Raw genomic sequence first — 19518 nt, 5'->3', positions numbered from 1 at the left:
GTGGCACGTTCCGACGATCCCGCGCTCGCGACTTGGCCGCACCCACGCCCTTCCCCTGAGGCAGAGAACATCCTCAGGCCGAGCCGCTGACTTCCCCTTCCACCAGCACGCGCCGCCGCAGCAGCGCCTCGGGCATCTCGGCGCGGATGTACGCGAGCAGCGCCTCGCGCACGTCGCAGCGCAGGTCGAACGCGATGGCGGCGTCGCGCGCGGTCATCAGCCCGCGCAATTCGAGCGAGCCGTCGGGCTTCGAGTCGGTCACCTGCAGGTTCCAGAAGCGCTTGTCCCAGCGCGGGTTGCTCGTGACGATCTCGCCCAGCTTCACACGCAGCCGCTCGACGTCCACCGCCGGGTCGAGATACCAGAACACGCTGCCCAGCAGCGCGCTCGACTGGCGGGTCCAGTTCTGGAAGCTCTGCTCGAGGAACTTGGAGACGGGCACCACCAGCCGGCGCTCGTCCCATATCTTGACGACGACATAGGTCAGCCGGATCTCCTCGATCCGCCCCCATTCGCCGTCCATGATGACGACGTCGTCGATGCGGATCGGCTCGGTGAAGATCATCTGAAAGCCGGCGATCAGGTTCTTGAGCGCGGGCTGCGCCGCGGCGCCCACCGCGAGGCCGGCGAGACCCGCCGAGGCCGCGAGCGTCACGCCCAGGCTGCGAACCGAGGGGATCGTCATCAGCATCGTGCAGATCGTCACCAGCAGCACCACCGAGACGATGATCTGGCGCAGGATCCCGAGTCGGGTGCGGCGCCGCCGCGCGCGCAGATTGTCCTCCACGCTGATGTCGGCGCGGCGCATCATCACGTCGATCACCGTCCCGATCGCGACGATCGCGCACCAGCCCATCAGACCCGGCACCAGCAGCGCCGAGAGCCGTGCCCACAGGGTCGCGGCGCCGCGGCTGAGATCGAGCGCGGGTTGCAACGCCGCCAGCGCGATCGCGACCAGCAGCCAGCGTAGCAGCTTGCGCACGCGCTCGACGAACACCGCGGCGGTGCTGTCGGGGCGCGCGCGAGTCCCTCGGCGCGCCACCCAGATGATCAGACGATGGACCACCACCGCAAGCGCCACCGCTCCCGCGACATAGGCGAGTCCGAGCAGCCAGTCGGGCATCTCGCGCGTCCAGGCGCGCAGCGTTCGGGTCAGCGCGGCCATCGATTCTCCCTGCGGCGGTGTCGCGGAGGCGCAACGAGGGCGCGCGGGCGGGCGTTCCCTCGTGCGCGCGGTGACTTGTGGTCGGAGCACCAGCCCCAGCGTGACCGCCGCCGCAGCCGCCTGCGGTCCCTAACCACCTGAACCCCGGCGTTCGCCGGGGCGGCGAGAAAGAAGATGATCCTACACGAGCCACACGTTGACCGCAGCTAGTCTCACCTGATATTGTCTCAGACGATACCATTGCGAGAGCGGCCATGCAGCATATCGATGTCAATCCGATGGGGCTCGACGGCTTCGAGTTCTGCGAGTTCACCGCGCCCGACGCGGACGCGCTGGCGGCGCAGTTCGAGGCGCTCGGCTTCGTCGCCACTGCGACACATCCCGCGCGGACGCTGACGCGGTACCAGCAGGGCCGCATCACGCTGCTGATCAACCGCGAGCCCAGTGGCCACGCCGCGGCCTTCCGCGCCGCGCACGGCCCCTCAGCGAGCGCGATGGCGTTCCGCGTTCGGGACGCGCGTGCCGCCTATGACGCCGCGATCGCGCGCGGTGCGAAGCCGGCCCCGGCGGGTCAGGCACTCGACGATCTCCCAGCGCTGGAGGGGATCGGCGGCTCGCTGCTGTACCTCGTCGACCGCCACGGCGCCGCGGGCTCGATCTACGACGGCTGGGACCAGATCCCCGGCGCCATTGAGGAGATGGCGGCGAACGGTGTCGGGCTCGACCTGCTCGATCATCTCACCCACAACGTCCGTCGCGGGCAGATGCGCGTCTGGGCCGAATTCTACGGCCAGATCTTCGGCTTCGAGGAGCAGAAGTATTTCGACATCAAGGGCAAGGCGACCGGCCTCTTCAGCCAGGCGATGATCGCGCCCGATCGCGCGATCCGCATCCCGCTCAACGAGAGCCAGGATGACAAGAGCCAGATCGAGGAGTTCATCCGCGACTATAACGGCGAGGGCATCCAGCACCTCGCGCTCACCACCGACGACATCTACGCGACCGTCGAGAAGCTGCGCGCGCGCGGGGTCAAGCTGCAGGACACGATCGAGACCTATTACGAGCTGGTCGACGAGCGCGTGCCGAACCACGGCGAGGACCTCGAACGGCTGAGAAGGAACCGCATCCTGATCGACGGCAACGTCGGCGAGGAAGGACTCCTGCTCCAGATCTTCACCGAGACGATGGTGGGGCCGATCTTCTTCGAGATCATCCAGCGCAAGGGCAACCAGGGCTTCGGCAACGGCAATTTTCAGGCGCTATACGAGTCGATCGAGCTCGATCAGATCCGCCGCGGGGTGATCACGGTCGATGCGTGAGCGGGGCGGCGTTGGGCGGCAGGCGGCCGGCGGCCAGTGGCGGCCGAATACCGGACAAGCCTGCTGTATCGTCGTCCACCGCCTCGCTCACGTCATCTCCGCGAAGGCGGGTATCCAGACGCGCTGACGCTGCGCTCCTTGCACCGACGTCAGCGTTTATGGATCCCGCCTTCGCGAATTGACGGAGGAAGGGGCGATGACGGGGGAGGGGGCGGTGACGGAGGGAAAGAAGGACATTGTGGTAGAGCGGCGGACGAGGCGGATGGCCGAGCCGCACGGCGTGACGAACGACGCCGACGAGATCGGCTGGACCTTACCCGTGGCACCCATCGTGAGGAGCGGCGCATGAGCGACTACATTCCTGGCTTCGGCAACCACGTGTCGACCGAGGCGGTGCCCGGTGCGCTGCCGATCGGGCGCAACTCGCCGCAGCGGCCCGCCTTCGGCCTCTATGCCGAGCAGCTCTCGGGCACCGCCTTCACCGCGCCGCGCCACGAGAACCGCCGCTCCTGGCTGTACCGCCTGCGTCCCACCGCCGAGCATCCGCCGTATCGGCGCTATCACGGCGCGACGCTGTTCGCCCCCGGCACTGACGCAGCGCCGCTCGCGCCCAACCGGCTGCGCTGGGACCCGCTCGCCGCGCCCGACGCAGCGACCGACCTGATCGACGGCATGGTGACGATACTCGCCAACCGCGATCCCGCCGAGCTGGAGGGGGTCGCGCTCCACGTCTTTGCCGCCAATCGCGACATGACCGACCGTGTCTTCGTGAACGCGGATGGCGAGCTGCTGTTTATCCCCCAGGCCGGGCGGCTGCGGCTCGATACCGAGCTCGGCCGCGTCGAGGTCGCGCCCGGGCAGGTCGCGCTGGTGCCGCGCGGAGTGCGGTTCCGCGCGACGCTGCCCGACGGCCAGGCCAGCGGCTATGTCGCGGAGAATCACGGCGCACTGTTCCGCCTGCCCGATCTCGGCCCGATCGGCGCCAACGGGCTCGCCAACCCGCGCGATTTCGAGACGCCGGCGGCGCGCTACGAGGACGAGGACCGCGCGACCGAGGTGATCCAGAAGTTCCTCGGCACGTTGTGGACCACCACGCTCGACCACAGCCCGCTCGATGTGGTGGCATGGCACGGCAACCTCGCGCCGTGGCGCTACGATCTCGCGCGGTTCATGGCGATCAACACCGTCAGCTTCGACCATCCCGACCCGTCGATCTTCACCGTCCTGACCAGCCCGAGCGACGTGCCCGGCCGCGCCAACGCCGACGTCGTGATCTTCCCGCCGCGCTGGATGGTGGCGGAGGACACGTTCCGTCCGCCATGGTTCCACCGCAACGTGATGAGCGAGGCGATGGGGCTGATCACCGGGGCCTATGACGCGAAGGCCGACGGCTTCCGCCCCGGCGGCGTGTCGCTCCACAACATGATGGCGGGGCACGGGCCGGACCTGGCGAGCTGGCGCGGCGCCTCCGAGGCCGAGCTCAGGCCGCACAAGATCGAGGGAACGATGGCCTTCATGCTCGAGAGCTGCTGGCCGTACCGCCCGACGGCGCACGCGCTGGCGCACGCCCAGCTCGACTATGACGCGGTCTGGAAGGACTTCCCCAAGGCGAAGGTGCCCCCGCTCGGATGAGCGAGGGAGCGCCGGCGGGCGCGCGCGTGCACGCCGCGCCGGCGGGTGTGACGCTGGCGCCGCTCGCCGCGATCGCGGACGGCGCCGCGCGCAACTTCGTGCTCCAGCTGCGCGCGGGGCGGTTCCACGGCTTCGTGGTGCGGCGCGGGGACGAGGTGTTCGGCTATGTCGACCGCTGCCCGCACGCCGGGCTGCCGCTGGCGCAGGTACTGGACGACTATCTCGTCGCGGGGCACGTGCGCTGTTCGTGGCATGGCGCGCTGTTCGTCGTGGAGGACGGGGTCTGCATCGCGGGGCCGTGCGTGGGCGCGCGGCTGGCGGTCTGGCCGGTGACCGTGCGCGACGGGTTGATCGTGACGGGGTGAGATACGGGCCGAAGGGAGTGAAGTTGGCTTTCCCTTCCCTCCAGGGAGGGCCGAAGCCTCGCGCTTCCGCGAGCGACGTGCCCGCGGATAGCCCCCGAAGCGTTGCCGCGCGTGCCGCCTTCGCGGAAGCGTGGCACCCCGGCTCCATCTCCTACAGGGAGGGAAGTGTCTCCGTAGCGGGTTGCTGACCTCTGCTTTGAGAGACGACCGCCTTCACCCCCCGCGGAAGCGCAGCCCAAGCCACAAGGTCCGCGGCGTGGCGCGCTCCACCACGTCGGCGCCGCTGATCCCCGCCTCGACGCGCGCGTCGATCAGATTCTCCCCCCGCGCCTCCACCGCGATCGTCCGCGTCAGCGGCAGCGCGAGATAGCCGTCGAGCGTGGTCGCCGGCGCCAGCGCGCGCAGGTTCTGGTCGTCATCGAACTGGCGCGCGACGTGGCGCAGCGTCGCCGACGCCGCCAGCCGGTCGCGCCGCCAGCCGAGCGTCGCGGAGAGCTGGTCGAGCGGCGTCTGCGCCGGGCGCAGCCCGTCGAGCGCGGCCGCCGCGCCGCTCGCCGACACGCGCGGGTCGACGTGGCTCCACGAGCCCGAGGCGGTCACTTCGCCGAGCGTCCAGCGCGCGTCGAGCTCGACCCCGCGCGAGCGGATCGAGTCGAGATTCTGCCGCACGCGATACGCCCCCGCGACGAAGCCGACGCCGGGGAAGGTCCCCGGCCCATTGCCCGCGGTGACGTTGGCGATGGCGTCGTCGAGCCGGTTCCAGAAGACCGTCGCGGTCAGCGCCACCCCGCCGAGCGGCGTCACCGTCACGCCGCCGTCGACGCCGGTCAGCGTCTCCGGCGACAGCGCGGCATTGGCCGCGGTGGCGTCGGCGCCGACGCGGAACGGGCGATAGAGTTCGTTGAGCGTCGGCAGCCGCCAGCCGCGATAGCCCGCCGCGCGGAACGTCACCGCGCTCACCGGCGCCCAGGCCGCGCCGACGCGACCGGTCGCCTCGCTGCCGCTGCGGTCGGCGAAGCGCGTGTCGGTCAGCGCCGCGGCCGCCGCCAGCGGGGTCTCGCGCAGGAAGCCGTTGTCGATCTTCCACCAGTCGACGCGCCCGCCCGCGGTCAGCGTCAGCGTGCCGAGCGTGGCGCTGGCGTCGGCGAAGGCGCCGAGCGTGCGCTGGTCGCCGCCCGCGACCCGGCGCCGCGTCGGCGCGGCGTTGACGAAGGTGTACAGCTCCTGCGTGCGCCCGCTGACGTCGCGCCACTCCGCGCCCAGCCGCAGCTCGCGCCCCTCGCCCACCGGCGGGGCGATCTCGAGCCGCGCGCCGGTGCCGGTCGCGGGCGTATTATATTGGTTGAGCGTCTGGGTGGCGCGGGTGCGCGCGGTGTCGACACCGGCGAAGCGCGAGGCGAAAGCGCGCGTCTGGAGATAGGCCAGTGCGGTGAAGCCCCAGCTGCCGCGCCCGACCAGACGCAGGCTGGCGTCGGCGCCCTCGCTGCGATTGTCGGTGAAGGCGGTGCCGCGCTCGCGCGTGTCGGTGAAGGCGGAGACATTGGCCTGGAGCTCGACCGCGGGCGCCAGCGCGATCACGCCGCGCACCGCGCCCGAGGCCTGCTCATAGGGCGCCGGCCGGTCGGCGGGGCCGCGGTCCTCGCGCACCGTCGGGGTGAAGCCGTCGCCGCGCTGGTACGCGCCCGAGATCGTGGCGAAGCCCACGCCGCTGGTCAGCGTCGCCGAGGCGTTGGCGTCGACCGAGTCGCGGGAGCCATAAGCGACCGACGCCATCACCGCGGCGAGTTGGCGCGGGTCGGCGCTCTCCAGCTCGACCGTTCCCGCCAGCGCCCCCGCGCCGAGATAGCCGCTGCCCCCGCCACGCGTCACGCGCACGCGGCCGAGCCGGTCGGTGGCATAGGCCGGGAACGGCACCCAGCCGCCGAACGGATCGGTCTGCGGCACGCCGTCGAGCAGCAGCAAGGCGCGGCTTGAGGCGTTGCCACCGATGCCGCGCAGGCTGATCCCCTGGCTGGTGGGGTTGGCCGAGCGCGAGTCGGAGCGGCGGAACTGCTGCAGCCCGGCGACGTCGGCGAGCACGCTCTCGAGCCGGTCGCTGGCGTTGGCGCGCAGCCGGTCCTGATCGATCGTGACGATCGAGAAGGCGCGGTCGCCGGCGCGCTCGTCGAGCCCGCGGCCGGTGACGACCACGTCGGGGGTGGCGGCGGTGGGGGCGTCCTGCGCTGCCGCCGGAGCGTCCTGCGCTGCGGCCGGGGTGGCGGCGAGAAAGGCGACAGGGATCGCGGCGGGAATCAGGAGCTTGCGCATATGCGGCGGCGGTAGCGAAGCGCGCCCGCCGCGGCGAGCGGCATGTGATTGATCGCGATCGTGCGAGAGGAGCCAATCCTCCCCGCTCGCGGGGGAGGATCTGAAGAGACCTTTGCCCGCAACCGATTACTCGGTCAGCGAGCCGGTCACCCCCTACCCCTCCTCGCGCTCCAGCAGCCAGGCGACGATCCGCTCCGCCGCGGCCTCGGCGCTCTCCGCCGCGGTGTCGACGCGCAGCTCAGGCGTCTCGGGTGGCTCGTACGGGCTGTCGATCCCAGTGAAGTTCGCCAGCTGGCCCGCGCGCGCCTTCGCGTACAGCCCCTTGACGTCGCGCGCCTCGGCCGACGCCAGCGACGTGTCGACATGCACCTCGACGAACTCGCCCTCCGGCAGCATCGCGCGCACCATGTCGCGCTCGGCGCGGAACGGCGAGATGAAGGCGGTCAGCACGATCAGCCCCGCGTCCGTCATCAACCGCGCCACCTCGCCGATGCGGCGGACGTTCTCCACCCGGTCGGCGTCGGTGAAGCCGAGATCGCGGTTGAGCCCGTGGCGCACATTGTCGCCGTCGAGCAGGAAGGTGTGGCGGTTCATCCGCGCCAGCTTCTTCTCGACGAGATTGGCGATGGTCGACTTGCCCGCCCCGGACAGGCCGGTGAACCACAGCACCGCGGGGCGCTGGTTCTTGAGCGCCGCGCGCTTCTCGCGGGTCACGTCGGTCGGCTGGCGGTGGACGTTGCTGGCGCGGCGCAGCGCGAAGCGGATCATCCCCGCCGCGACGGTGGCGTTGGTGGCCTTGTCGATCAGGATGAAGCCGCCCAGCTCGCGGCTCTGCTCATAGGGCTGGAACACGATCGGGCGGTCGAGCGACAAGGTCGCCACGCCGATTGCGTTGAGCTCCAGCGTGCGCGCGGCGGTGTGCTCCAGCGTGTTGACGTTGACCTGATATTTCGGCTGGCGCAGCACCGCCGAGGCGGTCTGCGTAGCGAGCTGGAAGGCATAGCTGCGCCCCGGCAGCATTTCCTCTTCCGCCATCCATACCAGCGTCGCCTCGAACTGGTCCGCCACCTCGGGGGGATCGTCCGCGGCGGCGATGACGTCGCCGCGCGAGCAGTCGACCTCGTCGGCGAGCGTCAGCGTCACCGCCTCGCCCGCCTCGGCGCGCGCGCGGTCGCCGCCGAGCGCGACGATCCGCTTGACCGTCGTGGTCCGCCCCGAGGGGACGATCCGCACCGCGTCGCCGGGGTGCACCGCTCCGCCCGCGACCGTGCCCGCGAAGCCGCGGAAGTCGAGGTCGGGTCGGTTGACCCATTGCACCGGCAGGCGGAACGGCGCGCGCGCGGCGCGGTCGGCGTCGACCGGCACCTGCTCGAGATGCTCGATCAGCGTCGGCCCGTCATACCAGTCCATGTGCGGGCTGCGCGTCGCGATATTGTCGCCGCCGAGACCGGACACCGGGATGGCGCGAAAGTCGGTGACGCCGATCTCGCTGGCGAAGGCGCGATAGGCCAGCCGGATCCGGTCGAACGCGGCCTGGTCGTAGTTCACCAGGTCCATCTTGTTGATCGCCAGCACGACGTGGCGGATGCCGAGCAATTGCGCGAGATAGGAGTGGCGGCGCGTCTGCGTCAGCACGCCCTTGCGCGCGTCGACCAGGATCACCGCGAGGTCGGCGGTGGAGGCGCCCGTGACCATGTTGCGCGTGTATTGCTCGTGGCCGGGCGTGTCGGCGACGATGAACTTGCGCGTCTCGGTGGCGAAGAAGCGATAGGCGACGTCGATCGTGATGCCCTGCTCGCGCTCGGCGGCGAGCCCGTCGACCAGCAGCGCGAAGTCGATGTTGCCGCCCTGCGTGCCGACGCGCCTGGAATCGTCCTCGAGCGCGGCGAGCTGGTCCTCGAAGACGTGCTTGCTGTCGTAGAGCAGCCGGCCGATCAGCGTCGACTTGCCGTCGTCGACCGAGCCGCAGGTGAGGAAGCGCAGCAGCGACTTCTCCTCATGCCGCGCGAGATAGGCGGCGACGTCGGCGCGGATCAGCGCGTCGGGCTGGTAGCTGGTCATGCGCGGGGTTCCGAGTGTTCTGCAATCCTAGCCGTGCCAGGGGGGCTTTTAGGGACCGCTCGCGGCCAGATCTGGCTCACCCCCATCAGAAATACCCCTGCTGCTTCTTCTGCTCCATGCTCGCGCCGGCATCCTGGTCGATCGCGCGGCCCTGGCGCTCGCTGGTGGTGGTGAGCAGCATCTCGCGGATCACGTCGTGCAAGCTCGCCGCCTCGCTCTCCACCGCGCCGCTCAGCGGGTAGCAGCCCAGCGTGCGGAAGCGGATCGAGCGCTCCACCGGCACCTCTCCCGGCGCCAGCGGGAAACGCTCGTCGTCGACCATCAGCAGCAGCCCGTCGCGCTCCACCGTCGGGCGCGGCGCCGCGAAATAGAGCGGCACGATCTCGATCTTCTCGCGCGCGATATATTGCCACACGTCGAGCTCGGTCCAGTTGGAGATCGGGAAGACGCGCATGCTCTCGCCCTTGGCGTGGCGCGCATTGTACAGCTGCCACAATTCAGGGCGCTGCGCCTTGGGATCCCAGCGGTGCGTCGCGCTGCGAAACGAGAAGATGCGCTCCTTGGCGCGGCTCTTCTCCTCGTCGCGGCGCGCGCCGCCGAACGCGGCGTCGAAGCGGTGGAGGTCGAGCGCCTGCTTGAGCCCCTCGGTCTTCCACAATTCGGTGTGGAGCGCGCCGTGGTCGAAGGGGTTGATCCCGCGCGCGAGCGCCTCGGGGTTGCGGTGGACGATCAGCTCCATCCCCGCCTCGCGCGCGGCACGATCGCGCAGCGCGTACATCGCCTGGAACTTCCATGTCGTGTCGACGTGGAGCAGCGGGAACGGCGGGGGCGCGGGGTAGAAGGCCTTGCGCGCGAGATGGAGCATCACCGCGCTGTCCTTGCCGATCGAGTAGAGCATCACCGGCCGCTCCGCGACCGCGACCACCTCGCGCAGGATATGGATGCTCTCGGCCTCGAGCCGGTCGAGGTGGGTCAGCGTCATCGTCGGGCGGCTCTCAGCGGAGGTAGGGGCGCAGCGGTGCGGGCTGGTACCCGCCGGTGGCGACGAAGCCGGCGTTGCGATAGCCCGGCTTGCCATAGGTGAAGGGCGCGCCGTCGACGTCGAGCGTGCGCCCGCCCGCGGCGCGCAACACCGCGTCGCCCGCGGCGGTGTCCCATTCCATCGTCGGCCCGGTGCGCGGGTAGACGTCGGCCTCGCCGCACGCCACCAGCGCGAACTTGAGGCTGGAGCCGACCGCGACGCGCTCACTCACCCCGCCCGCGTCGAGCCATTCGTCGAGCCCCGGCATGGCGTGGCTCTTCGACGCCACCGCGCAGGGTTTGCCGCCGCAGCGGCGGACGCGAATGGGCTGTGCCGCGCCGCGGTCGCCGCCCGGCGCGCGCGCGGCGGTCCAGGCGGCGCCCTGCGCGACGTCACCCCAGTAGAGCGCGTCGCGCGCGGGAGCATAGACCACGCCCATCGTCGGCACGCCATGCTCGACCAAGGCGATGTTGACGGTGAAGTCGTCGCCGCGGCGGACGAATTCCTTGGTGCCGTCGAGCGGGTCGACCAGGAAGAAGGCGTCCGCCACCGCGGGGATGTCGCCCGCCGCGGCCTGCTCCTCGGCGACCACGGGAATGGCGGGGGCGACGATCGCGAGCCCGGCGAGGATCGCTGCCTCGGCGTCGCGGTCGGCGGCGGTGACGGGGCTCTCGTCGCTCTTGTGCATCACCGCGCAGCCGGCGGTGAAGTGGCGCCACACGATGTCGCCCCCCGCCTCGGCGAGCGCGACGATCGCGGCGAGCAGCGCGGGACGGTCGGTGATGTCGGTCATGGGCACCGTATGTGGCGTGGCACGCGCGCCGCGACCAGCAAGAATAAGCGCGATCCTCCGCAAGTTGGGGTTGTGTGGGGGCGGTGGGCCGGGCGAGGTACGCCGTTTGGGAGGTGCAGCGGCGTGCTGAAGCCTCTCCTCCTCGCAGCGTCATCCTGGACTCGTTCCAGGATCCACTGTCCCGCAGGCGCGGCAGCGTTTGGGTACGCGGCACGGTGGATCCTGAAACGTATTCAGGATGACGCCAGAGGGGGAAGCAGCTCCGTCTTACCGCCCTCCATCGCTGACCCGGACGACGAAGAAGGGGCGCGCGGCCGCAATCGTCCAGCCGCGACAGTCCCCGCCGCTACCGCCGCCGACGCCGGAACGAGCCGCGCGCCACCACCACGCCGATCGCCAGCAGCAGCAGCGGCGCCAGCCACAGCGGCAACGTCGCGCGCGAGACCGGCGGATCGTAGCTGACGTAATCGCCGTAGCGCGCGATCAGCCAGTCGCGCACCGCGCGCGGCGGCTCCCCCGCCGCGACGCGCTGGCGCACCAGCGCGCGCATCTCGCCCGCCATGTCGGCGTCGCTGTCGGCGATCGACTGGCCCTGGCAGACGAGGCAGCGCAGCGTCTCCATCAGCGCGCGGGCCTGACGCTCCTGCTCGGGGTCGCGCAGCTGGGTATAAGCGAGCGGGGGCAACGCGGTCTGCGCCACCGCCGGGGCCGCGAGCAGCAGCGCGAACGCGGCCGCGCTTCGCCTCACCGCGCCGCTCCCGGTGTCCGCGCCGCCGCGAGCGCCTGGAGCAGCCGCGGCACGTCGTCGGCGCGGATGTCACCGACGTGCTGGAGGCGGATGATCCCCTGCCCGTCGACCACGAAGGTCTCGGGCACGCCCGACGAGCCGAGCGCGAGCTGGAGCCGGCTGTGCGGGTCGCTGCCGACGCTGGCATAAGGGTCGCCGTGGCGCTGGAGGAAGGCGGCGACGTCGGCCGGCGTGTCCTTGATCGCCACCGCGTCGATCGGCACGCCCGCGGCCCTGAGCGTCAGCAGCTGCGGCGCCTCCGCCACGCAGGGCACGCACCAGCTGGCGAAGACGTTGAGCAGCCGCGGTGCGCCGCGGCGGAAGTCGGCGTCGGTCACGCCCGGCTTGCCCGGCGCGATCGCGGGCAGCGTGAAGGCGGGCAGCGGCTTGCCGACCATCGCCGAGTAGACGGTGCGGTCGGCCGGCAGAAATAGCCCCCACAGCACCACCGCCAGCACGACGCCGAAGGCGCAGAGCGGCAGCCACAGCAGCCAGCGCGCGTGGCGCGGCCCGGCGCCCGGTGCCGGATCCCTCCCCCCGCTCACGCCGCGCTCCAGGCCGCCGTCTCGGCGACCGCGTCGGCACGACGGCGCTGCTGCCACAGCCGCCACTGGTGCCCCACCAGCGCCAGCCCGCCGCCCAACGCGATCAGGAAGCCGCCGAACCAGATCAGGGTCACCATCGGCTTCCACCACAACCGCAGCTGCCAGCGCCCGTCCTCGCCCAAGGTGCCGAGCACCGCGTAGAGCTGCCCGTCCCAGCGCGTGAGGATCGCGCTCTCGTTGGTGGTGGTCACCGGCGTGGTGAAATAGCGCACCTGCGGGCGCAGCACCGCGATCGCCTCGTCGTCGAGCGTCACGTTCAGGCGGCCCTCGAGCGCGGTCCAATTGTCCCCCACCAGCGGTCGCACGCCCTCCAGCCGCACGGTGAAGCCCGCGACGCGCGCGGGGTCGCCGGTGCCGACCGCGACCAGCCGCTCCTGCGTATAGGCAGTGCTCGCCGCCATGCCGATCAGCGACACCGCGACGCCGAGATGCGCCACCACCATGCCCCACAGCTGAAGCGGTGCACGGCGCAGGTTGCGCTTCGCCAGCGGCGCGACGCTCGCCACCGCCAGCCCGACGCCGAGCGCGATCCCGAGCAGGGGCAGCGGCACGATCGGCCCGCCCAGTACGAAGGTGCCGACGCCCGCGAACAAGGTGGCGGCGATCGCGGGGAACAGCCGCTGCGCCACCTCGCCGGGGTCGTCGCGGCGCCAGCGCATCACCGGCCCGGCGGCGAGCACCGCGACCAGCAGCAGCGCCACCGGCCCCGCGGTCGAGTCGAAGAAGGGCGGCCCGACCGAGAGCTGCACGCCCATCGCCGCGGCGACGATCGGGTAGAAGGTGCCGATCAGCACGATGCCGAGGATCACGGTGAGCAGCAGGTTGTTCGCCACCAGTGCGCCCTCGCGGCTCACGCCCTCGAACAATTTGCCCTGCCGCACCGTGCCGATCCGCAGCCCGAACAGCAGCAGCGCGCCGCCGATGTAGATCACCAGCAGCGCCAGGATGAAAGCGCCGCGGCGCGGGTCGACCGCGAAGGCGTGGACGCTGGTGAGGATGCCCGAGCGCACCAGGAAGGTGCCGATCATGCTCATCGAGAAGGCCACCACCGCGAGCATCACGGTCCAGGCGCGCAGTCCGTCGCGCGTCGCCAGCACGCTCACCGAGTGGAGCAAAGCGGTCGCGGCGAGCCATGGCATCAGGCTGGCGTTCTCGACCGGGTCCCAGAACCACCAGCCGCCCCAGCCGAGCTCGTAATAGGCCCAGTAGCTGCCCGCGGTGATGCCGAGCGTCAGGAAGATCCAGGCGCCGAGCACCCACGGGCGCATCGCGCGCGCGAAGGCGGCGCCGACGTCGCGCGTCACCAGCGCGCCGACCGCGAAGGAGAAGGCCACCGAGAGGCCGACATAGCCGGCGTAGAGCGTCGGCGGGTGGAAGGCGAGCCCGGGATCCTGCAGCAGCGGGTTGAGCCCGGCGCCGTCCGCGGGCGCGGGGTCGAGCCGCGCGAACGGGTTGGAGGCGAACAGCAGGAAGGCGTAGAAGCCGAGCGCGATCGTCGCCTGCGCCGCCAGCGTCGCCACCAACGTGTCGGCGCGGAGGCGATGCTCCAGCCGCGCCACCGCGGCGCCCGCGAGGCCGAGGATCGTCACCCACAGTAGCATCGAGCCCTCGTGGTTCCCCCAGGAACCCGCGAACTTGTAGAGCGTCGGCTTCATCGAGTGGCTGTTGGCGGCGACCAGCGCGACCGACATGTCCGAGGCGAGGAAGGCGGCGATCAGCGCCGCCATCGCGATCAGCGCGAGCGCGCCCTGGACGGTGGCGACCGCGCGCACCGTGGGCGCGGCACGCGCGGCGTCGGCACCTTGCTTGAGCGCGAGCGCGCCCAGGACGAGCTGCGCCAGCGCGAGCGCGGCGGCGAGCCACAGCGCGACGAGGCCGGTCTCGGCGGTCATGCGGGAAGAAACGCGAGCAACACGCACAGCGCTTTAGCGGCGCCACGCGGGAGCGTCGAGGCGGATCGGCGTCGACGATCCTGCGCGCTCGCGCAGCGGAAAGGCAGAGGAGGCGCCGGCCGTCCGGGCAGTTACCTCACGCGCCTACTTGCCCGCCTGCCAGGCGCGCTGCCCACCGATCCACGTCTCCAGCACCTTGGTCTGGCGCAGCTCCGACGCCCCCGCGAGCATCGGGTCGCGATCGAGGATCAGGAAGTCGGCGCGCTGGCCCGGCGCGAGCACCCCGAAGCGATCCTCGGCGAACCCCGCGTAGCTCGCCCCGCCGGTATAGGCCCACCACGCCTGCTCGCGCGTCACCGCCTGCTCGGGATGCCAGCCGCCCGCGGGCTCGCCCGCGGCGTCGGTGCGGGTGAACGCCGCCGCCCAGCCCGCCCAGGGGTCGGGCCGTTCCACGGGCACGTCCGAGCCGAACGCCAGCTTCGCGCCGCTGTCGAGCAGCGACTTCCACGCATAGGCACCCGCCAGCCGCGCCGGGCCGAGCCGCGCCTCCGCCATCAGCCGGTCGCTGGTCTGGTGCGTCGGTTGCATCGAGGCGATGATGCCGTAGCGACCGAACGACTTGAAGTCGGCGGGGTCGACCACCTGCGCGTGCTCGATCCGCCAGCGCCGATCGCCGGTGTAGGTCTGCGACAGCTCGGCGATGGAGTCGATCACCTGCGAGTCGGCGCGGTCGCCGATGGCGTGGACCGCGACCTGGTAGCGGTCCATCGCGGCGCGGCTCATGATATTCTGCAACTGGTCGTCGCTGAGGAAGCCCAGTCCGCGCTGCCCCGGCGCGTCGGCGTAATCGGCCTTGAGCCACGCCCCGCGCGAGCCGAGCGCGCCGTCGGCGTAGAGCTTGACGCCCTCGAGCCGCAGCCGGTCGTCGTACAGCCACGGTGTCGGCCCGGTGCCGCCGATCGTCACCGCGGTGTCGATGCCGAGCGCGTAGGACATGATCCGCACGCGCAGCGCGCCGGTGTCACCCATGCGACGATAGGTCATCCAGTCGTCGAGGCTTGTCCCCATGTCGGCGATCGCGGTGACGCCGTAGCCGAGCAGGATCTGCTGCGCCTTGAGGAAGGCGGCGGTGCGGTCCTTGGGGCTGACCTTGGGGACCACCTTCTCCATCAGGTCGGTGGCGCGATCGACCAGCGTGCCGAGCGGCTTCTCGATCCGCCCGCCCGCGGGGTTCGGAGTCGCCGCGGTGACGCCCGCGGCCCTGAGCGCGGCCGAATTGGCCCATATCGCGTGCCCGTCGGCGCGAGTCATCACCACCGGTCGGTCGGCCACCGCGACGTCGAGGTCGGCGGCGGTGGGGAAGCGGCCGAGTCCCCACACTTCCTGGTTCCAGCCGCGACCGACGATCCATGGCCGCTCCGGGTTCTCGCGCGCGTAGGCGGCGATCCTGGCCCTGGCGTCGTCCAGCGTGCGCGTGTCGGAGAGGTCGAGCGTCAGCGCGGCGATGCCGAGCTGGACGACATGGCCATGCGCGTCGATCATGCCGGGGACGAGCACGCGCCCCTTCATGTCGGCACGCCAGTCGTAGCGCGGGCCGGGGTTCTTCTTGGTCGGCTTGGGCGGCTGCTCGTCTGGCGCGATCAGGCGGACCACCTTGCCCTGCGCGTCGATCACCATCGCCTTGAAGCGGACGACTCGCTGGTCGCGATCGAGCGTCAGCCCGGTGACATTGTCGATCAGCGCGTCCGCCGCGGCACCGTTCGCCGAGACGAGCAGGCAGGTCGCGATGGCGGCGCCAAGCAGGCGCGGGAGCAAGCGGCGGTTCATGCGATCGCCATATGATCGCGCGAAGTTTTTGGCGAGGGTGCGATGCATCGGGTGTGGAGTGGGTTCGCGATCGGCGCGGCGCTGCTGGCCGCACCCGCGAAGGCGGAGAAGACCGCCGAGTATACGTTCGCTTATACCGCACCTCCCGCGGCGACGCGCCCGCCCGGCTTGCGCCAGTGGCTCGACCAGGATCGCACGCGCTTCCGGCGGTCCGTGGCGACGGAGGCGGCTGCGGATCGCGTCGAGGCGGGCAAGGGGCCTTACCCGTTCCATCGGCACGAGGCCACGCGGACGTGGAAGGTGGTGACCGAGACGCCTCTGCTGCTCAGCCTCTCCGCCGAGACCTATCACTACACCGGCGGCGCGCACGGCGGCACCGCGATCGAGCCGCTGGTGTGGGACAAGGCGCGGTCGCGGCGGCTGGACCCGCGCGCGATGTTCGTGTCGGCGGACGTGCTGCAACGCGTGCTCGGCGCACGCTGGTGCGCCTGGTTGCCGCGCGAGCGCGCACGACGCTTGGGCGGCGCCGTGGCCGACGACACGATGTTCCCCTGCCCCAAGATCGCCGAGCTGACGCTGCTGCTCGGCTCGACGGACCGGCGTGCGATCGACCGAGTCGGGCTGATCGCCGGGCAATATGTCGCAGGCGCCTATGCCGAGGGCATGTACGAGATGAACGTGCCGGTCTCGCCCGAACTGCTCGCCGCGGTGCGGCCCGAGTGGCGCGGGGCGTTCCGCGTCGGGCGATGAGGGAGGGGTCCGCTTGGCGGAGAGGAAGACCACGTCGCTCTCTCCTCCGTCATTCTCGCGAGGGCGGGGATGCAGACGCGCTGACGTCAATGCTGGAGTCGCCACGTCAGCGTGTCTGGATCCCCGCCTCCGCGGGGGGATGACGGCAAAGAGGGGAGTACCGGCCAGGCAACGCATACATTGCGTCCCCGCTCACCTGCCCCGCCGGCAATCCTCCGCCGCTACCGTGTAGCTCGTCTGCTCGCCCGGCATCACGTCGGCGCGGAGCACCTCGCGCCCGCTGCGGCACAGCAGCCGCACCTTGCCGTCGAACGCCGGGCGCGTCGCCCAATAATCGCGCGCGAACGCGCGCAGCGGCCGGCGTCGCGCGCCCAGCCCGTCCTCCAGCACCGCCCCCGCGATCAGCGCATGCGGGTCGTACACCACCACGAAGCCGCGGGTGGCCAGGTCGATCGCGCTCACCGCCACGCCCGCGACGATCACCAGCAGCGCGATGCGGAGCGAGAAGAAGTAGCGCTGCACCGATGACCAATGCGCGTCGACGCGGGGGTGTTCCTCTCCCGTCGATCATCGGCTAGCACGGCGCGATGGCCAGCCTTCCCGTGTCCGATCCCGCCCTGCCCGTCTCGATCGACGACGTCCACACCGCACACGCGCGCATCGCGCCCTCGATCGTGCGCACGCCGACGCTGATCAGCCGCACGCTCTCCGAGCTGACCGGCGCGACCGTCTATCTGAAGTTCGAGAACCTCCAGTTCACCGCGGCCTACAAGGAGCGCGGCGCGCTCAACACCTTGCTCCAGCTGTCCGATGCGGCGCGATCGAAGGGCGTGATCGCCGCCTCGGCGGGCAATCACGCGCAGGGGCTGGCCTATCACGCCAACCGGCTCGGCGTGCCCGCGACGATCGTGATGCCGCGCAACACGCCGACCGTGAAGGTCACGCAGACGCAGGCGCACCGGGCCGACGTGATCCTCGAGGGCGACACGTTCGACGCCGCGTACGCGCACGCGCGGCTGCTGGAGGCCGAGCGCGGCTTCACCTTCGTCCACCCGTTCGACGACCCGCGCATCATCGCCGGCCAGGGCACGGTGGCAGTGGAGATGCTCGAGGATCACGCCGACATCGACACGCTGGTGGTGCCGATCGGCGGCGGCGGGCTGATCTCGGGCATGGCGACGGTGGCGCGCGCCGCGGCGCGCCCGATCGAGGTGATCGGCGTCCAGGCCGAGCTCTACCCCTCGATGTACAACCGCATCAACGCGACGCAGCTCGCCTGTGCCGGCGACACGCTGGCGGAGGGGATCGCGGTGAAGGAGCCGGGCGGCATCACCGCGCAGATGGTGGCGCGGCTGGTCGACGAGATCGTGCTCGTCTCGGAGCGCAGCCTGGAGGAAGCGGTGAGCCTGCTGCTCCAGATCGAGAAGACCGTCGTGGAGGGCGCGGGCGCGGCCGGGCTCGCCGCGCTGCTGGCGCATCGCGAGCGCTTCCAAGGGCGCACCGTCGGCGTCGTGCTGTGCGGGGGCAATATCGACACGCGGCTGCTCGCCAACGTGCTGCTGCGCGACCTCGCCCGCTCGGGGCGGCTGGCGCGGCTGCGGCTCCAGCTGCAGGATCAGCCCGGCGCGCTCTACGGCGTGATGCGCGTGTTCGATCGCGAGCGGGTCAACATCATCGAGATCTACCACCAGCGCGTGTTCACCACGCTGCCTGCCAAGGGTTTGATCACCGACATCGAGTGCGAGGCACGCGACCGCGCGCATCTCGACCGGCTGATCGTCGCGCTGCGCGAGGCCGGCTATGAGGTGCGCCCCGTCGACCTCGCCTGAGTCGATCTCGCCTGACCCGAATTGAGCGGGGCGATCGCGCTGAAATCTTGGTGAAGCCACTTTTCACCATCGGCGCGACCCTACATATGGGAGATCACGCGCTGGGGCGGAGTCGAAGAGGAGGCTGAAGGCGGTGACCGCGCCATTTCGATTTCCGCGCTTCTTCGTCACCAGCCCGCAGCCGTGCCCGTACCTGCCCGGCCGGCAGGAGCGGAAGGTCTTCACCGAGCTGAGCGGCCCGAACGCGGGCGAGCTCAACGACGCGCTCGGTCGCATCGGTTTCCGCCGCAGCCAGTCGGTCGCCTATCGGCCGAGCTGCGCGGGCTGCGCCGCCTGTGTCTCGGTGCGGGTGCTGACGCACCAGTTCGAACCCAACGCCAGCCAGCGCAAGCTGATGCGCCGCCACGCCGATCTCGAGGTGAGCGCGTGTCGCCCCTGGGCCACCGACGAGCAATATCAGCTGCTGCGCCAGTATCTCGCCGCGCGCCATCCCGTCGGCGGGATGATCGGCATGGACGAGATGGACTATGCCGACATGGTCGAGCAGTCGCCGGTCAACTCGGTGGTGGTGGAATATCGCGAGCCCGCGGTCGGCGACCGGCCGGGGCGGCTGGTCGGCGCCTGCCTCACCGATCGGCAGGCCGACGGTCTGTCGATGGTCTACAGCTTCTTCGCCACCGACCAGGACGCGCGGCCGGGGCTCGGCAACCTGATCATCCTCGACCATATCGCGCGCGCCCGCGAGGCCGCCCTGCCCTACGTCTATCTCGGTTACTGGGTGAAGGGCTCGGCGCGGATGGCGTACAAGACGCGCTATCGCCCGCTCGAGATGCTCGGCCCGCGTGGCTGGACGCTGATGCCGGAGGAAGAGAGCGCCGCGATCCGGGTGTGAGGAGTGGCCGGCGGTGTGGTCGCGAGGCACGGCCAGCCCAACCTATCGACGTCATCCTGAACTCGTTTCAGGATCCAACGGTCCGCGCACCCTCCGGCGAGAGGCGCTTGCCGCACCGTGAATCCTGGAACGAGTTCAGGTTGACGGGAAGGAGAAGGAGAGCGTCGCATCTCCGTGCTCCTGCGCACGCAGGAGCCTAGGGCCACTACGCCCATCGCCTGTGATCCCGGGTTCCTGCGTGCGCAGGGACACGGCGTCGAGCAAGCATCCGCC

Annotated in this window: 16 protein-coding genes; 6 read left to right on the top strand and 10 right to left on the bottom strand. The window is 71.2% G+C overall.

Features of this window, described 5'->3' with window-relative positions:
* Positions 1 to 73 precede the first annotated feature (73 nt).
* Positions 74 to 1165 carry a mechanosensitive ion channel family protein gene (locus tag K7957_RS16305; RefSeq protein WP_246617176.1) on the bottom strand — a complete coding sequence of 364 codons (1092 nt, stop codon included), beginning with the start codon at positions 1163 to 1165 and terminating at the stop codon, positions 74 to 76.
* Between the two features lie 254 nt (positions 1166 to 1419).
* On the opposite strand from K7957_RS16305, the gene hppD reads away from it, so the two are divergent.
* The 3 genes from hppD to K7957_RS16290 all read left to right on the top strand — a co-directional run bounded on the left by hppD (position 1420) and on the right by K7957_RS16290 (position 4481).
* The gene (gene hppD, locus K7957_RS16300; protein ID WP_223013277.1) at positions 1420 to 2484 is read left to right on the top strand and encodes a 4-hydroxyphenylpyruvate dioxygenase; all 1065 of its coding nucleotides are present in this window, start codon (positions 1420 to 1422) and stop codon (positions 2482 to 2484) included.
* A gap of 345 nt (positions 2485 to 2829) precedes the next feature.
* Positions 2830 to 4116, top strand: a complete 1287-nt coding sequence (gene hmgA / locus K7957_RS16295; protein WP_223013274.1) for a homogentisate 1,2-dioxygenase — start codon at positions 2830 to 2832, stop codon at positions 4114 to 4116.
* Positions 4113 to 4481 (top strand): Rieske (2Fe-2S) protein, encoded by a 369-nt coding sequence (locus K7957_RS16290; protein WP_223013272.1) that lies wholly within the window; start codon positions 4113 to 4115, stop codon positions 4479 to 4481. Before hmgA ends, K7957_RS16290 begins: the two co-directional genes overlap by 4 nt.
* 213 nt (positions 4482 to 4694) lie before the next feature.
* Here K7957_RS16290 and K7957_RS16285 read toward each other — a convergent pair whose 3' ends face one another.
* From K7957_RS16285 to K7957_RS16250, 8 genes are all read right to left on the bottom strand, one after another.
* Positions 4695 to 6788: a TonB-dependent receptor gene (locus K7957_RS16285; protein ID WP_223013270.1), complete on the bottom strand. Its 2094-nt coding sequence runs from the start codon at positions 6786 to 6788 to the stop codon at positions 4695 to 4697.
* A 153-nt stretch (positions 6789 to 6941) separates the two neighbouring features.
* Positions 6942 to 8849, bottom strand: a complete 1908-nt coding sequence (cysN, locus tag K7957_RS16280) for a sulfate adenylyltransferase subunit CysN (RefSeq protein ID WP_223013268.1) — start codon at positions 8847 to 8849, stop codon at positions 6942 to 6944.
* An 85-nt stretch (positions 8850 to 8934) separates the two neighbouring features.
* Positions 8935 to 9831, bottom strand: a complete 897-nt coding sequence (gene cysD / locus K7957_RS16275; RefSeq protein WP_246617175.1) for a sulfate adenylyltransferase subunit CysD — start codon at positions 9829 to 9831, stop codon at positions 8935 to 8937.
* A gap of 13 nt (positions 9832 to 9844) precedes the next feature.
* Positions 9845 to 10663, bottom strand: coding sequence for a 3'(2'),5'-bisphosphate nucleotidase CysQ (gene cysQ, locus K7957_RS16270; protein WP_223013264.1), 819 nt, complete (start codon positions 10661 to 10663; stop codon positions 9845 to 9847).
* Between the two features lie 346 nt (positions 10664 to 11009).
* A complete protein-coding gene (locus tag K7957_RS16265) occupies positions 11010 to 11411 on the bottom strand; it encodes a cytochrome c-type biogenesis protein (RefSeq protein ID WP_223013262.1) in 402 nt (133 codons plus the stop codon).
* Entirely contained in the window at positions 11408 to 11995 is a 588-nt protein-coding gene (locus K7957_RS16260) for a DsbE family thiol:disulfide interchange protein (RefSeq protein WP_223013260.1), read from the bottom strand. Before K7957_RS16260 ends, K7957_RS16265 begins: the two co-directional genes overlap by 4 nt.
* Positions 11992 to 13947: a heme lyase CcmF/NrfE family subunit gene (locus tag K7957_RS16255; protein WP_223013258.1), complete on the bottom strand. Its 1956-nt coding sequence runs from the start codon at positions 13945 to 13947 to the stop codon at positions 11992 to 11994. The genes K7957_RS16260 and K7957_RS16255 overlap by 4 nt, the downstream gene beginning before the upstream one ends.
* Positions 13948 to 14091: 144 nt before the next feature.
* Entirely contained in the window at positions 14092 to 15774 is a 1683-nt protein-coding gene (locus tag K7957_RS16250; protein ID WP_223013256.1) for an amidohydrolase, read from the bottom strand.
* Positions 15775 to 15816: 42 nt separating this feature from the next.
* On the opposite strand from K7957_RS16250, the gene K7957_RS16245 reads away from it, so the two are divergent.
* Positions 15817 to 16524: a DUF4163 domain-containing protein gene (locus K7957_RS16245; RefSeq protein WP_223013255.1), complete on the top strand. Its 708-nt coding sequence runs from the start codon at positions 15817 to 15819 to the stop codon at positions 16522 to 16524.
* A 192-nt stretch (positions 16525 to 16716) separates the two neighbouring features.
* On the opposite strand, the gene K7957_RS16240 is transcribed toward K7957_RS16245, so the two are convergent.
* On the bottom strand, positions 16717 to 17046 hold the full coding sequence (locus K7957_RS16240; protein ID WP_223013254.1) for a hypothetical protein: 330 nt from the start codon (positions 17044 to 17046) through the stop codon (positions 16717 to 16719).
* Positions 17047 to 17111: 65 nt separating this feature from the next.
* On the opposite strand from K7957_RS16240, the gene K7957_RS16235 reads away from it, so the two are divergent.
* Positions 17112 to 18353: a threonine ammonia-lyase gene (locus K7957_RS16235; protein WP_223013253.1), complete on the top strand. Its 1242-nt coding sequence runs from the start codon at positions 17112 to 17114 to the stop codon at positions 18351 to 18353.
* 133 nt (positions 18354 to 18486) lie between these two features.
* Positions 18487 to 19245, top strand: coding sequence for an arginyltransferase (locus K7957_RS16230; protein ID WP_223013252.1), 759 nt, complete (start codon positions 18487 to 18489; stop codon positions 19243 to 19245).
* Positions 19246 to 19518: the final 273 nt, after the last annotated feature.

This window comes from Sphingomonas yunnanensis (genome assembly GCF_019898765.1).
Taxonomy (GTDB): domain Bacteria; phylum Pseudomonadota; class Alphaproteobacteria; order Sphingomonadales; family Sphingomonadaceae; genus Sphingomonas; species Sphingomonas yunnanensis.
Note: the sequence above shows the minus strand (reverse complement) of the source record. Positions and strands in the feature narration are given on the sequence as shown.